Source organism: Bacillus sp. PK3-067 (assembly GCF_056738645.1).
The window spans coordinates 4,456,446-4,472,124 of the sequence record NZ_CP096490.1; the positions used below are offsets into that span (position 1 = coordinate 4,456,446).

At 36.3% G+C, this 15,679-nt stretch carries 14 protein-coding genes and 1 pseudogene; 4 read left to right on the forward strand and 11 right to left on the reverse strand.

The window, feature by feature from the left end; genetic code table 11:
* The 3 genes from hemC to hemA are packed head-to-tail and all read right to left on the reverse strand — an operon-like array spanning nt 1 to nt 3,131.
* Nucleotides 1-930 carry a hydroxymethylbilane synthase gene (gene hemC / locus M1D73_RS22920; RefSeq protein WP_001226407.1) on the reverse strand — a complete coding sequence of 310 codons (930 nt, stop codon included), beginning with the start codon at nt 928-930 and terminating at the stop codon, nt 1-3.
* Nucleotides 931-945: 15 nt separating this feature from the next.
* Nucleotides 946-1,779 carry a cytochrome c biogenesis protein gene (locus M1D73_RS22925; RefSeq protein WP_000008991.1) on the reverse strand — a complete coding sequence of 278 codons (834 nt, stop codon included), beginning with the start codon at nt 1,777-1,779 and terminating at the stop codon, nt 946-948.
* 17 nt (nt 1,780-1,796) lie between these two features.
* Complete coding sequence (gene hemA, locus M1D73_RS22930; RefSeq protein WP_000547868.1) at nt 1,797-3,131, reverse strand: glutamyl-tRNA reductase; 1,335 nt, start codon at nt 3,129-3,131, stop codon at nt 1,797-1,799.
* A gap of 416 nt (nt 3,132-3,547) precedes the next feature.
* Here hemA and M1D73_RS22935 point away from each other — a divergent pair, with 416 nt between their 5' ends.
* Complete coding sequence (locus tag M1D73_RS22935; RefSeq protein ID WP_000133916.1) at nt 3,548-4,000, forward strand: MarR family winged helix-turn-helix transcriptional regulator; 453 nt, start codon at nt 3,548-3,550, stop codon at nt 3,998-4,000.
* Nucleotides 4,001-4,002: 2 nt separating this feature from the next.
* Complete coding sequence (locus M1D73_RS22940) at nt 4,003-4,419, forward strand: organic hydroperoxide resistance protein (protein ID WP_000359781.1); 417 nt, start codon at nt 4,003-4,005, stop codon at nt 4,417-4,419.
* 33 nt (nt 4,420-4,452) lie between these two features.
* Here M1D73_RS22940 and ysxC read toward each other — a convergent pair whose 3' ends face one another.
* The 7 genes from ysxC to M1D73_RS22975 form a co-directional block, all read right to left on the reverse strand.
* Nucleotides 4,453-5,049: a ribosome biogenesis GTP-binding protein YsxC gene (gene ysxC, locus M1D73_RS22945; RefSeq protein ID WP_000869116.1), complete on the reverse strand. Its 597-nt coding sequence runs from the start codon at nt 5,047-5,049 to the stop codon at nt 4,453-4,455.
* Entirely contained in the window at nt 5,046-7,376 is a 2,331-nt protein-coding gene (gene lon, locus M1D73_RS22950; protein ID WP_000097289.1) for an endopeptidase La, read from the reverse strand. The genes ysxC and lon overlap by 4 nt, the downstream gene beginning before the upstream one ends.
* 182 nt (nt 7,377-7,558) lie before the next feature.
* Complete coding sequence (gene lonB / locus M1D73_RS22955; RefSeq protein ID WP_000119176.1) at nt 7,559-9,229, reverse strand: ATP-dependent protease LonB; 1,671 nt, start codon at nt 9,227-9,229, stop codon at nt 7,559-7,561.
* A gap of 106 nt (nt 9,230-9,335) precedes the next feature.
* Nucleotides 9,336-10,595, reverse strand: coding sequence for an ATP-dependent protease ATP-binding subunit ClpX (gene clpX, locus M1D73_RS22960; RefSeq protein ID WP_000472289.1), 1,260 nt, complete (start codon nt 10,593-10,595; stop codon nt 9,336-9,338).
* Between the two features lie 264 nt (nt 10,596-10,859).
* Complete coding sequence (tig, locus tag M1D73_RS22965; protein ID WP_000105215.1) at nt 10,860-12,137, reverse strand: trigger factor; 1,278 nt, start codon at nt 12,135-12,137, stop codon at nt 10,860-10,862.
* Between the two features lie 309 nt (nt 12,138-12,446).
* A complete protein-coding gene (locus M1D73_RS22970; RefSeq protein ID WP_000358277.1) occupies nt 12,447-13,445 on the reverse strand; it encodes a hypothetical protein in 999 nt (332 codons plus the stop codon).
* Nucleotides 13,446-13,642: 197 nt separating this feature from the next.
* On the reverse strand, nt 13,643-13,891 hold the full coding sequence (locus tag M1D73_RS22975) for a hypothetical protein (protein WP_001983650.1): 249 nt from the start codon (nt 13,889-13,891) through the stop codon (nt 13,643-13,645).
* A gap of 519 nt (nt 13,892-14,410) precedes the next feature.
* Between M1D73_RS22975 and M1D73_RS22980 the strand changes: the two genes are divergently transcribed.
* Nucleotides 14,411-15,025: a PH domain-containing protein gene (locus M1D73_RS22980; protein ID WP_000473863.1), complete on the forward strand. Its 615-nt coding sequence runs from the start codon at nt 14,411-14,413 to the stop codon at nt 15,023-15,025.
* Between the two features lie 84 nt (nt 15,026-15,109).
* Here the strand turns inward: M1D73_RS22980 and M1D73_RS22985 are convergent, their stop codons facing one another.
* A complete protein-coding gene (locus M1D73_RS22985; protein ID WP_000124460.1) occupies nt 15,110-15,310 on the reverse strand; it encodes a hypothetical protein in 201 nt (66 codons plus the stop codon).
* Nucleotides 15,311-15,462: 152 nt separating this feature from the next.
* On the opposite strand from M1D73_RS22985, the pseudogene M1D73_RS22990 reads away from it, so the two are divergent.
* A pseudogene (locus M1D73_RS22990) lies at nt 15,463-15,555 on the forward strand (DUF6572 domain-containing protein); the annotation flags it as partial.
* Between the last annotated feature and the right edge of the window lie 124 nt (nt 15,556-15,679).

Genomic DNA, 15,679 nt, shown 5'->3' on the forward strand with positions numbered 1-15,679 from the left:
TTATTGTTGCTCCTTATTTGCAGCAAGAATGAGTTCTTTGGCGCCTTGTTTAATTAAACGGTCCGCGGCCTCTAACCCTACTTCCTCAGGATTAGTACCCACTACTGTCTCTTTTAATAAAACAGAGCCATCCATAGAGCCGACAAGAGCTGTTAATTCGATTGCATCGTTTTCTGTAAGGGTTGCATATCCAGCAATTGGAACTTGGCATCCACCTTCAAGTTTATGAAGAAATACTCGCTCCGCTGCCACTGTTCTTTCTGTTATCGTATCATTAATATGCGCTAACAACTGCAATAAATCCTTATCATCCTCACGACACTCAATCGCTAATGCACCTTGTCCTACAGCAGGTACACATAACGTATCATCTAAATGTTCTGTAATAACATCATTATCCCAGCCCATTCTTTGTAATCCAGCTGTCGCTAAAATAATCGCATCGTAATCTTCTTCTTTTAATTTACGTAAACGTGTATCGATATTCCCGCGAATCCACTTCACTTGTAAATCTGGTCTCGCAGCGAGTAGCTGTGCACTACGTCTTAAACTACTCGTACCTAAAATAGCACCTTCCGCTAACTCTTTAAACGATGCTCCATTTTTTGAGATAAAAGCATCACGAGGGTCAACACGCTTTGGTGTACAGCCAATCATTAAACCTTCTGGAAGTACGGCTGGCATATCTTTCATACTATGTACAGCCATATCGATTTCTTTCGTAAGTAACGCATGCTCAATTTCTTTAACGAACAAGCCTTTTCCGCCTACTTTTGAAAGAGTAACATCTAAAATAACATCACCTTTTGTGACAATTTCTTTCACTTCAAATTCATATGGTAGACCTAGGGCTTTTAACTGATCAATAAACCAGTTTGTTTGCGTTAATGCTAGTTTACTCTTTCGTGACCCTACAATAATTTTGCGCATAATTCTCTCTCCTCATTATAAATACCAAAAGTGGAAATTGGACAAACTGCTTAATAGAAAAATGTTTACTAGCATTACGAGAAACGATCCGATATTCCACTGTACAATTTTCTTACCTTGCAACACATCTGCCGCTCGTAAATATAAACCTGTGCAATACACAAATAGAACGACAAAAGATCCGATTACTTTCGTATCATACCAATGGAAATTATCCAATTTTGTATATCCCCATATACATCCTAATAAAATTGCTAGTAAGAAAAATGGAACAGAAAATAAATTTAATCCGTAAGACATAGATTCTAGCTTCGGTAAATTCCCTAACCTTCTTAATCTCGCATTCCATTTTTTCTTTTTTAATAGGCGATATTGCAATAAATACATAATAGAAAAAATGAACGATACAGTAAACGTTGCGTAAGAAATAATTGCCATACCGACATGCACGTATACAAGTTCTGAAACTAATTGTTCCGCAAGTACTGGCGACATCTTTCCGAGCGGTGTAAAAATAGAAAAAGCGCTTACGCCAAATGCTACAACATTTGTAAAAAAGACTAAAAAGTCAATTCTCATAAATCGATTAATAACTAACGACATCGTAATCAATAACCAAACATAAAAATAAATCCCTGATAATAAAGTTAAAATAGGATTCGTTTCTGAATCTGTAGCTCTAAGCAACATAAAAATAGACTGCAGGACCCATACAATCGCAAGTAACCAAAAAGCAAATCGGTTCGCCTTTCGGTTACTTTGGAAATAATCTATAAAATATAAACTAATGCTACAAGCATATAAAATAATTGCAATATGATAAATAATACTGTTATTTAAAAAACTCATCCGATCATCCTTCCAAATTATAAAGATGGAACGGATGGTGTCCACACTCTTTTATGTTCTACTTCTTCCGCACGACTCTCTACTTCTTCCGTTTCTAAATCAAAAATCTTTGCAAATAACGCTAATTTTTCGCTCGCTCCCTCTTCAGCAGCTATTTCTTTCGCTACTAAAATTGGGTCTTTTAATAATTGATTAATAATACTTTTCGTATGCTTACTAATAACTTTTTTCTCACGATCACTAAGGTTTGGTATTTTTCGCTCTAGGCTTACCATCGTTTCACTTTGGATTGCAAGTGCCTTATCACGAAGAGCTGATATTAATGGAACAACACCAAGTGTACTTAACCACGTTTTAAACAGAACAATTTCCTCTTCAATCATAAATTGAATTTTCTCTGCCTCTTTCAAACGCTCAGCACGGTTTGCCTCCACTACTCCTTGTAAATCATCAATATCATACAAGAAAGAACCTTCTAGCTCATCAATCGCTGGATCAATATCACGCGGCACTGCAATGTCAACCATAAATAATGGACGACCAGAGCGCATTTTCTCCACCTTTGTCATCATCTCTTTCGTAATGACATACTCAGATGCACCAGTTGAACTAATTAAAATATCTGCTTCTAATAATGCACATTGTAATTCGCTTAACGATTTTGCATGTCCCATATATTTCTCAGCCATTACTTCTGCTTTCGAAAGCGTCCTATTCATAACTGTTACTTTACGAGCACCACTTCCATATAAGTTTTGTAGTGCAAGTTCGCCCATTTTACCAGCACCAAGAATAAGCACATGACAATCTGTTAACTCGCCAAATATTTTCTTTCCAAGCTCAACAGCAGCATAACTAACAGACATTGCACTTTCCCCGATTGTTGTTTCTGAGTGGGCACGTTTTGCTAATGTAATGACTTGCTTAAACAATTCATTAAAAATTGTGCCTGTTGCTTTAACTTGTTGCGCTTCTAAAAAGCTATCTTTTATTTGACCTAAAATCTGCGTTTCTCCGACTACCATTGAATCTAAACCGCACGTTACGCGGAATAAATGATCTATTGCGCCATCTTGTTCAAAAATAGTTAAATATGGCGCGACTTCTTCTATTTCAAGCTGAAACCAATCAGCTAAAAACTTCTTAATATAATACCGTCCCGTGTGTAATTGATCGACAACAGCATAAATCTCAGTGCGATTACAAGTTGACACAATGACATTCTCTAACACGCTCTTTTGATTTTGTAATGTAGTCATCGCTCGCTCTAGTTCTGCTGCCTGAAATGTGAGTTTCTCACGAAATTCTACAGGGGCTGTTCGATAATTTACACTAACAACAAGAATATGCACGCAGCATGTCCCCCTTCACCCGTTTTATCACTTTATCTACTATCATAATACAACTTTCCTCTTATGAATCTGACAATCGTGTGAACAACCGATTATTTTTTAATTATTCTCCGTATGTAATAAAGGAGATTCAGTAACACTAATAAAAAAATTTCTACTTTATAATGATTATAAATTAATAACTCTATTTGTACGTTACCAAAAAAAGCCCTCATAATCAAGTGATGGAAACTATTCCATATAAATTATAACATCATCTTCCCTATCTTCTTTCATCATGAAGGAAAATATGTATGATTGTTCCAAAATGTAACAAAGACTTTCTCAATACAATGTATTTGACATTGCATTTCTTTTTCGTTATATTAATTTTACAAAATTAAATTGTGCACAACTTAATTAGAAGGGAGTTATTTATGACAGAAGACTCTTTGCATCTAGATAACCAACTTTGTTTTTCTATTTACGCCTGCTCTAGAGAGGTTACTCGTTTTTATCGACCTTATTTAGAAGAAATGGGTATTACGTATCCCCAGTACATTACTTTACTCGTACTATGGGAGCAAGATGGACTAACAGTAAAAGAAATTGGAGAACGTCTATTTTTAGATTCTGGTACGTTAACACCTATGTTAAAACGTATGGAATCATTAAAACTTGTAAAACGTGTTCGTTCCAAAGAAGACGAGCGAAAAGTTTGTATTGAATTAACAGAACAGGGCAAAGATTTAAAGGAAAAGGCTTGTTCATTACCGACAACGATGGCTACAAACTTAGGAATTACAGAGCAAGAATATCGCTCTTTATTAATTCAACTAAATAAACTGATTGACACAATGAAAACAATTAATGATGGAAAAGGGGAATAAATATGGATAAATTATATACTGCTTCAGTAACAGCAACAGGTGGAAGAAATGGGAAAGTAGTTTCAGATGATGGCATATTAAATCTTGATGTAAAAATGCCGAAAGCACTAGGTGGTGCAGGCGGAGAAGCAACAAATCCAGAACAACTATTTGCAGCTGGTTATGCAGCTTGTTTCGATAGTGCATTACAACTTGTCATTCGTACAAAACGTGTGAAAGTAGAAAGTACAGAAGTAACTGCTCACGTTTCTATCGGAAAAGATACAGATGGTGGTTTCGGCCTATCTGCTGTACTTGATGTACATGTGGCTGGCGTTTCACATAGCGAAGCACAAGAACTTGTAGAAGCGGCTCACGGTGTATGTCCTTACTCGAAAGCAACACGAGGAAATATTGAAGTTACATTAAACGTACGCTAAAAAATTTAGCAAAACAAAAACGCGCGACATTCGTCACGCGTTTTTTGTTTTTGTAAATTTATGAATTGCTTTCCACGCTTCTTCTTTTCCAAGTCCTGTTTCAGAAGAGAATAGAACAATTTCATCGCCAATTTCAACAGCAAGCGTTTCTTTTACAACTTTTAAATGCTTTTGCCATTTCCCTTTCGGAATTTTATCGGCTTTCGTCGCAATAATAATTGTTGGGATTTCATAATGCTTTAAGAAATCATACATCATCACGTCATCACTTGTTGGTTGGTGACGTAAATCAACTACTAATACAGCTGCGTCTAATTGTTCACGCGTTGTAAAGTACGTTTCAATCATTTTCCCCCATGCAGCGCGCTCCGATTTAGATACTTTCGCATATCCATAACCTGGAACGTCAACAAAGTGCATCATCTCATTGATTAAGAAAAAGTTCAGCGTTTGCGTTTTTCCTGGTTTAGAAGAAATACGTACTAACTTTTTACGATTTAAAATTTTATTAATAAAGGAAGACTTCCCCACATTTGAACGACCTGCTAATGCAATTTCTGGTAAATCACTGTCTGGATATTGTTCTGGTTTAACAGCACTAATTACAATATCTGCTTTTGTTACTTTCATTGTTTCACTCCTACTAATGCGTGCTCCAATACTTCATCTAAATGAGATGCAAGCACAAACGTAAGGTTTTCTTTTACGCTCTCTGGAATATCATCTAAATCTTTCTCGTTTTCTGCTGGCAAAATAATTTTTGTTAAGCCTGCGCGGTGAGCACTTAATGTTTTTTCTTTTAAACCACCAATTGGTAATACACGACCACGAAGTGTAATTTCACCTGTCATACCGACTTCTTTACTTACAGGAATACCTGTTAGCGCAGAAATAAGTGCCGTTGCCATCGTAATACCTGCTGACGGTCCGTCTTTTGGAACTGCTCCTTCTGGAACGTGAATATGAATATCATTTTTCTCATGGAAATTCGGATCGATCTGAAGCTCTTCTGCACGAGAACGTATATAACTAAACGCAGCTTGTGCTGATTCTTTCATAACATCCCCAAGTTTCCCTGTTAAAATTAGTTTCCCTTTTCCTGGCGCTACAGAAACTTCAATGGCAAGTGTATCGCCGCCTGCTGCTGTGTAAGCTAGACCTGTTGCCATACCAACTTGGTCTGTTTTTTCAGCTTGCCCATAACGGAATATGTGTTTACCAAGTAAATCAACAATCTTTTTCTCTGTCACAACGATACGTTTACGTTCTGCTGTAACGATAATCTTCGCTACTTTACGGCAAACTTTTGCAATTTGGCGCTCTAGCGTACGAACACCAGCCTCACGTGTATAATAACGAATAATCTCAAGCAGCGCTTCATCACGCACTTGTAAATTACCTTTTCGTAAGCCATGTTCTTTTAATTGTTTCGGCAATAAATGCTCACGAGCAATGTGTACTTTTTCAAGTTCTGTATAGCCAGCAATCGAAATGATTTCCATACGGTCAAGTAATGGACCTGGAATACTTGAAAGTGTATTAGCAGTTGCTACAAACATAACTTTTGATAGATCATATGGTTCTTCAATGTAATGATCACTGAAGTTATGGTTTTGTTCTGGATCTAATACTTCAAGTAATGCCGCTGATGGATCTCCACGGAAATCGTTAGACATTTTATCAATCTCATCTAATAAGAAGACTGGATTAACTGTTTTCGCCTTTTTCATACCTTGAATAATGCGTCCTGGCATTGCTCCAACATATGTACGGCGGTGACCACGAATTTCAGATTCATCACGCACACCACCAAGAGATACACGGACGAAGTTACGATTCAATGATGTTGCAATTGAACGCGCTAACGAAGTTTTGCCGACCCCAGGAGGGCCTACTAAACAAAGGATAGGTCCTTTTAATGAATTCGTTAACTTCTGTACAGCTAAATATTCAAGTACACGCTCTTTCACTTTTTCAAGACCGTAATGATCGTTATTTAAAATCTCTTCCGAATGAGCAAGATCAATTATATCTTCTGTTGCCTCTGTCCACGGAAGCGCTAATAACCAATCAATATAATTGCGAATAACACCACTCTCCGCAGAACTTGCTGGTAACTTTTCATAACGATCTAATTCTTTCAGCGCAGCCTTCATTGTTTCTTCCGGCATTCCTGACTGTTCAATTTTCTCACGAAGTTCTTCTACTTCTCCGCCCTTGCCTTCTTTGTCGCCAAGTTCAGTTTGAATCGCCTTCATTTGCTCACGTAAGAAATATTCTTTTTGCGTGCGCTCCATGGAACGTTTCACTTTTTGCCCAATTTTCTTTTCTAGGCTAAGTAACTCTTGTTCATCTTGAATAATTGAAATAAGTGTTTGTAATCGTTCTTTTACAGATACAATCTCTAGAATCTCTTGTTTCTGCTTCGTTTTAATCGGCAAGTGAGAAGCAATTAGATCAGCTAATCTCCCTGGTTCTTCCACATCAGCTACCGTTGCAAATGTTTCATTTGAAACTTTTTTCGAAACTTTAATATATTGTTCGAAATGCTCCAGTAACGTACGCATAAGAGCTTTCTCTTCTAAATCATCTTCTACTTCTTCAGTTACCGTTTTAATCGACACTTGTACTACATTTTCTTCTTCGATAAACTCTATTACTTCTGCTCTATGTAAACCTTCCACAAGGACACGAAGCGTACCGTTCGGCAATTTTAACATTTGCTTCACTTTCGCCACCGTACCTACACTATATATGTCATCTTCTTTCGGATCATCGATATTCATTTCTTTTTGCATTGCTAAAAAGATGATATTTTCATCCATTGCCGCCTGCTCTAGTGCTTGTATCGATTTATCACGTCCTACATCAAGATGCAAAACCATCGTTGGATATACGAGAACGCCTCTTAATGGTAGGAGGGGCACGATTCTTTCGTTCGTATTCATACTAGACATAGCACCTCCATAATAAATTAAACTCCTGTTCAACTATTTTATATTACAATACACCTAGATGCAATTGCTGAGATTCCGCGCAATTGTAAATAGCTTGTTTTTCTACCTCACGAAAAGAAAAAAGACTCCGATTAAGCATACAAACTTAAACGAAGTCTGGCAAATTTTATTATTGTTTATTTTCACATAGATTGTGCATCAGTTTCGTCTACCTTAGTATGTACATCTAGCTCTCTATGCATATTTTCTTGCATAAACGTTAACTCAAATACTTCTTTTAACTTACGGACAGGAATAATTTCAATTCCCTTGATCGTATACAAAAATGGTTGCATATTTTCAGCAGGAATAATGACTTTCTTAGCTCCCGCTTTTTTCGCAGCTTTTATTTTTGCGTACACGCCACCAATAGGTTTTACTTCTCCGTGTATACTTATTTCCCCTGTCATCGCTACTTCATTATTTACATACGTGCGGTGCACCGCAGAATATACACCTGTTGCCATAGCGATTCCTGCAGAAGGGCCATCAATCGGGATACCACCTGGAAAATTAATATGTATATCATATCCTTCTGGCAACACATCTAAAGAACGAAGTACTGTTAATACATTATCAACAGAGCCTTTCGCCATACTTTTACGACGAATCGATTTCGTTTGACTACCAATACTTTCTTCTTCCACAATTCCGGTAACATTTACCGATCCTTTATCTTTCGCCTTGATTGCTGTTACTTCAATTTCTAATAACGCACCTGTATTTGGTCCGTATACAGCAAGACCATTTACAAGACCAATCCTTGGAATCGGATAAATGCGCTTTTCATATTTCGGTGTAAGCTGACTTGAGTGAACAACCCACTCTATATCTTCATCCTTAATGAAAGAACGTTCTTCATTTATCGCCATACCAGCAGAGATTTGCACGAGATTAATCGCTTCTCGTCCATTCCTTGCATACATCCCGATCATTTCAATACCATTTTCACCTATTTGCATTTCCACTTTTTCCGCGGCATTTTTCGCTACTTTTTGAATTTCTTCCGTATCTAATTCACGGAAAAATACTTCTAAGCAACGTGACCGAATAGCAGGAGGAATTTCCTCTGGCGAACGTGTCGTTGCTCCAACTAAGCGAAAATCTGCCGGTAAGCCTTTTTGGAAAATATCATGTATATATGTTGGGATCATCGTATTTTCTTCACTATAGTACGCACTTTCTAAAAATACTTTTCGATCTTCTAACACCTTTAACATTTTGTTCATTTGAATCGGATGGAGCTCGCCAATCTCATCAATAAACAAAATACCACCATGTGCATCTGTTACAGCACCTTTTTTCGGTTGCGGAATACCTGCTTGCCCCATCGCCCCAGCACCTTGATAAATCGGATCATGCACCGAACCTATTAAAGGGTCTGCGATACCACGTTCATCAAACCGAGCTGTTGTCGCATCAAGTTCAATAAATGTTGCATTCGTACGAAATGGAGATTTAGGATTTCGTTTCGCTTCTTCTAATACAAGACGTGCTGCCGCTGTTTTCCCAACACCTGGCGGGCCATATATGATTACATGTTGCGGATTCGGACCACAAAGAGCCGCTTTTAACGACTTAATTCCGTCCTCTTGCCCTACAATATCTAAAAAGGTTGTAGGACGCACCTTTTCTGCTAGCGGCTCTGTTAAAGAAATCTCACGCATTTTACGAAGCTGTTCTAATTCTTTTTTCGATTCTCGATCAATTGAAACTTTTTGTGTTCGTTGATTTCGAAGTAAATGCCAGAAATACAATCCGACAATTACACCAAAAACAAGTTGAACAACTAAAAATATATTTGTCCAGCTCATTATTTATTTCCTCCCGCAATATTTTATCTCTTAGTATTTCCGCGGAGGAACGTAGCTAAACATAAAGAAAAACAGCAATTATAAAAATTGCTGTTTCCCTTTCGCATTATGCAGATGTTTTTGTATCAAGTACAGTACCGTCTTGTAACACCAATTTTGGCGGCTCATTATCAGCTACTGTTTCTTTTGTAAGAATACACTTCTCGATATCTTTACGAGATGGAAGTTCGAACATTACATCAAGCATTAAGCCTTCAATAATAGAACGAAGTCCACGAGCACCCGTTTTACGTTCAATTGCTTTTTTCGCAATTTCGATTAGTGCACCTTCTTCAAACTCTAACTCAACATCGTCAAGCTCCAATAATTTTTGGAATTGCTTAACAAGTGCATTTTTCGGTTTCGTTAAAATATCAACAAGAGCATCTTCATCAAGTGGCTCTAGGTTCGCAATAACTGGAAGACGACCGATAAACTCTGGAATTAAACCAAATCTTAAAAGATCCTCTGGTAATACGTGAGATAAAACATGCTTCTCATTCACATCAGCATTTTTCTTCTCAGAACCAAATCCAATTACTTTTTCACCAAGGCGACGTTTAATAATCGGCTCAATGCCATCAAACGCTCCACCACAAATGAATAAGATGTTCGTTGTATCAATTTGAATAAACTCTTGGTGCGGATGCTTACGACCACCTTGAGGTGGAACGCTTGCTACAGTACCTTCTAAAATTTTCAGAAGTGCCTGCTGCACACCTTCACCAGATACATCACGTGTAATTGATGGATTTTCGGACTTACGTGCCACTTTATCAATCTCATCAATATAAATGATTCCTTTTTCCGCTTTCTCTACATCATAATCAGCTGCTTGAATTAATTTTAGTAAGATATTTTCTACATCTTCCCCAACATATCCAGCTTCTGTTAAAGATGTTGCGTCCGCGATTGCAAATGGAACATTTAAAATACGCGCTAAAGTTTGTGCCAGTAATGTTTTACCACTACCTGTTGGCCCGATAAGTGCGATATTACTCTTCGCTAATTCTACATCATCAATTTTGCTGTTAGAATTAATGCGTTTGTAATGGTTATATACCGCTACCGCTAGTGCTTTTTTCGCGCTATCTTGCCCGATGACATACTCATCTAAGATTTCACGAATTTCTACCGGTTTCGGTACATCTTTGAATTCTACTTCTTCGTCCTTCGCAAGCTCCTCTTGTACAATTTCAGTACAAAGTTCGATACACTCGTCACAAATGTAAACACCTGGACCTGCCACTAACTTTCGAACTTGCGTTTGTGTTTTACCACAGAAAGAACATTTTAATTGCCCTTTTTCATCATTAAATTTAAACATATTTTCACACCCCTTACAAAGTGCTAACCTCTTGCCTTCGTATGTACACGATAAATGTATCGTATGTAAATACATATTATGTCACTACGTGGCGAGAAATACAAATAATATGACTAGTTATGTACAAATAAAAAATTTTTAAAACTTTTGAAATATGTATATTCGACTTGTAAAGGAACTTTTCCTTCTCCATCGAAAAGTTTTATAAATATATTTCTATATTTATAAAACAAGGCACGATTTTAATCGTGCCTTGTTATTTTATTATGCAGCGTTTTCTACTAAGAAGTCTACAGCTTTACGCACTTTAAGATCTTCAGCTAAAGCGTCTACGCTTCCAAGAGCTTGCTTGATAGCGTCTACTGGCATACCGTACATTTCAGCCATTTTTTCAACTTCTGCAGTTACTTCTTCTTCAGTAACTTCGATGTTTTCAGCTTCAATGATAGCTTCAAGAACAAGATTGATTCTTACACGTTTTTGTGCATCTTCTTTCATTTGCTCTTTTAATTTGTCAGCATCAGTACCTGTGAATTGGTAGTAAAGCTCAAGGTTCATACCTTGTTGGCTTAAACGTTGCTCGAATTCACGAACCATACGATCTAACTCAGTGTTGATCATAGCTTCTGGAATTTCGATTTCAGCGTTAGCAGCAGCTAATTCTACTACTTCGTCACGTACTTTGTGCTCAGCTTCGTGCTTTTTGCCTTCTTCTAAGTTTGTGCGAAGTTTTGCTTTTAATTCATCAAGAGTTGCAACCGCTTCGTCTGCTTCTTTAGCGAACTCGTCGTTTAACTCAGGAAGTTCTTTTGTTTTGATTTCGTGAATTGTTACTTTGAATGTTGCTGGTTTGCCAGCTAATTCAGCAGCATGGTACTCTTCTGGGAATGATACTTCAACGTCTTTAGACTCACCAGATTTAAGACCGATTACTTGCTCTTCGAAACCTGGGATGAATGTACCAGAACCGATTGCTAGAGAGTAGTTTTCGCCTTTTCCGCCTTCAAATGCTTCGCCATCAACGAAACCTTCGAAGTCGATTACAGCTGTATCACCGTTTTCAACAGTTCCTTCTTCTTTAACAACTAGTTCAGCTTGACGTTCTTGTAAAGATTTTAATTCGTTCTCTACATCTTCGTCAGTTACAGTTGTTTCAACTTTTTCTACTGCTAAACCTTTGTACTCACCTAATTTAACTTCAGGTTTCACTGTAACTTTTGCAGTGAAGATAAGGTTAGCATTTTTTTCGAACTTCTCGATGTCGATTTCAGGATGATCAACTGGGAAGATACCAGCTTCTTCAATCGCTTCACCGTATGCTTTTGGTAAAATGATATCTAAAGCATCTTGGTATAAAGATTCAATACCAAAGCGTTGTTCGAATAATGGACGAGGCATTTTTCCTTTACGGAAACCTGGTACGTTAATTGTTTTTACTACTTTTTTGAACGCAGCGTCGATAGAGTTGTTTACTTCTTTAGCATCAACTTCGATTGTTAAAACGCCAACGTTACCTTCTAATTTTTCCCATTTTGTAGACATTTATTCTTTCCCTCCAACTATAATAATGTATGCACATACCTCTATAGATTAAGATCTTCATTATCTCTTTTTTGAAATAACAAATACACAAATAATCCTCTAGCAAAAGCTTTCAGATATAATGTTCCAATCTACTAATTGCCCAGAAGACAACTACGGTATATTTTGTTCGAGAATAATATGAAACATATTAAGTAAGAGAATTACACTTCTCTTCTCTTACAAACAGGCAGTTTTCTGCCTTTTGCAACCCTTACATTATAACATAGAATATGCTCGTTTCAAGAACTGAACGATTCTTTTTCATAATTATACGGGCAAATATCCTTCTCTTTCAACACGTAATAACCATTGATAGGCAATATGAAACTCTTCCAATTCGATATTGTATGCTGCCATAAGCTCTTCTTCATCAATAGCCAATCCGAAACGCTTTCTTCCAATTCTCTCTAAAACAGCTGACCAAATCTCTTCTTTATCCATTAATAGAGCAAATGGGAAAACACTAATTTGCAATTCTTTCCAATATGTAACCATTGCTTCAAATATATCGGGATAATTTTGCTCTAATCGACTTGATAATTTATGTATAATGTTATTGGATTGCTCCTCATTATGACCTGTAAATGCTGGAATTACCTTAATCGTATTCCCAAACTTTTCTACCTCTATTTCCTCTTCTACCTGACTTTCTATCATTTTATACAAAATAGAAGTTTTCAAATAGGGGTGTTGCTCTTCTTCTATTAAAAATTTCTTTAAAACAGGTAATGCAAGATCTAAGTCTTTTAACGAAAGTCGCTGAATCGCTCTTAGCTTCTGTCCAAAGTTTTCTCCAAAAATTTCATTAGTAAACTCATCCAACTCAAAATTTGAATCCACTAGCGATGCGTCTCCCTCATTGAGCATACCTTCTGCAAATAAAGCAAGTTGCGCTAATTTTTCCTTTTGATCAGGCATTATATCTTTCGTTTGTAAAACCTTTTCAACAGTTTCAATAACACCTTCATAATCATTTGTTTGAACTAAAATAGTCACGTACGTTTCAAGAATATCACCAAATAAGACAACTCCTGTTTTAAGCAACTGTTCACATTTGTCTTTCGCTTCTTCCATACGTTTTAATTCGAGTAAACAAATAACTGAAGCTAATTCCGTTTGTTCCGTTTCCGCATTATACTGACGTAATATTTCAAAGCAGCGCAATGCATCTTCGAACTTCCGCTCTTTCAGCGCTAAAAAACCTTCATCAATATAGCGCTCTGATAGTTGTGGAAACAATACGACCGTATTTTCTTTTTTATCCATACGTCCGCCTCTTTTTCTTGATTTTAATTATGTTCAAAGTAAATATATCAAATGCGTAATGAGAACACAACATCCCAAAACTATTTGTTTGAAATATAAAAATATTTAATTTTTACATTCCAATACGAATAAATCTCTACTAAAAATTAAAATTGTACAAATAAAAATCCCCAGCAACAAGCGCAGAGGATTCATCATTAATGGAAAGCTTTTATAATTGTGGGGTATATTACAAGGGTAATAATTTGGAGAACAATAATTGCCATAACAATCATGCTAAAATAGAAGATTGGTTTACTTCGCTTCATTAAAAACATAATAATAAGCATCGTACAAGCAAACAAACTTAAGAAGAACAAACTTGTTGTCGAACTAAGTATACCACTTGGGACAAAGAACAATAACACTACACTACAAGTACCTATAATTCCAAATAACCATTCCATTCATTCACTCATTCCCTTTCCCTCTCATGGCTGTTTTCTCTAAGCAATCAAATGTTTCACAACATCAACTACATACGTTAATTTCTCATATGCTACAAATCCAAAAGCAACCGTTAAGCCCGTTACAACTAATCCTTTCATCATTTCTGCCTCCTCGTTTTATCGTTGTTATCTTCATTATAAAAGATTAGCAATTTGTTACCATCGAACTACCTTACAGTTACCTTACAGAATTGTAAGATTTCAAAAGAGGATAGAAAAACACCTCACATAGCTTAAGGTGCTTTCACGGAATTTCTCTATAATCACTTGCAAAATTAACTTTTTTCTCTTGGTTATTTTTAGGAGAATCCAATCTTAAACTAATAGATTTACTAAATAATTTAGGATCAAAATAATTATTCATTACTTTTCTTAACTTACCTTCAGATATTTTCGTATTACAAGAAAACAAAGGATGAAAATGATGTTAATATATTTTTATACAATTAAGAATTTAATTTACAAGGGGGATTATATATGTTTAAAAAAATGGCCGCAGATGTATTAGGACTAAGCGATGTAGGTTCTGTTATTACACCTAAAGACTATGATAAGGTCGATGCCGATGATTATGTAATGCATGAAGATGGAGAGAAAATTTACTTTCTAATTAAATCGAAATCAGATGAATATTGCTTCACAAACAAAGGGTTAATTCACTTAGACGGTACAAGCGCAACAAGTAAAAAACGTACACTACGCCGCTTTCGTTATAGTAAATATCAAATTAAAAACGTAGCACTCGAAACTGCAGGAACGATTGATTTAGATGTAGAAATTAAGTTTCAAATGGGCGATGAACATTACTCAATTGATGTTCATAAAAAACATATTGAAGAATTAAAAGATTTATATAAGGCTTTACTTAAAATCGAAGAAATTTCATACGACAACGATATTACATTACAATATGCACATAAAAGTTTAGATATGGCATCTAATGCCTTTAGCCGCATTTCAAACGCACAAGTAAATTTAGCAGAGCAATTTAAAGAAATGAACGAGATTGCCTTTAACTGGCTTGTTGATACGAAGAAACAATATAATGTGAAAGATTATGGTTTTGTATTTGAGAAGTTTATTAATAACTAAACAGAAAACCTTGTTATCAAAAGATAACAAGGTTTTTGTAGCGTACCAGGAGAAATTCGAACTCCCGCTCCGCCCATTTCCGTACTATTTTATATATTTTGATCGCAGTCTTAATATATCTTCTCCTTCGCGAATGCCTGCCGATCCCTTCCTCACATTTTTTACGACAGTCCAATTCGGGTTAGTTTCATCACCGATGTTCTGTACTGTAAAATTGCCATCACCATATTTTCGGTGGCCTTCTGCCAATTTCTCCGTTAAATCATTCTCATTTGATCTCGCCATCTTTGCGCCATCTCCCTTTTTTATACGACCTTCTTAAACCATCTAACCAATCACAGGTCCAGTCAATTGGAGATTCTCATTTTCCGCTTCTATTAATTGTAACACACTGCCGGGGATAAGTTCCGATAACTGCTGCTCAACCGTACTAGAATGGTAAAGAATTTTATAATATTGCAAGTAAACAATTAAGAGAATCTGGATATGGATTTGAGTTCCATCATAAACCTATTAATTCTTTAAATTAAATAAGATGAATAGGGCGCATAAATGGCGCTCTTTTTATTTAAGAAAAAAAGTACATATGCAACTGCTTAATATCAAAGGAAAGGTCGCAAATATTAAGCATGAACTACACTTATAACCCAAACA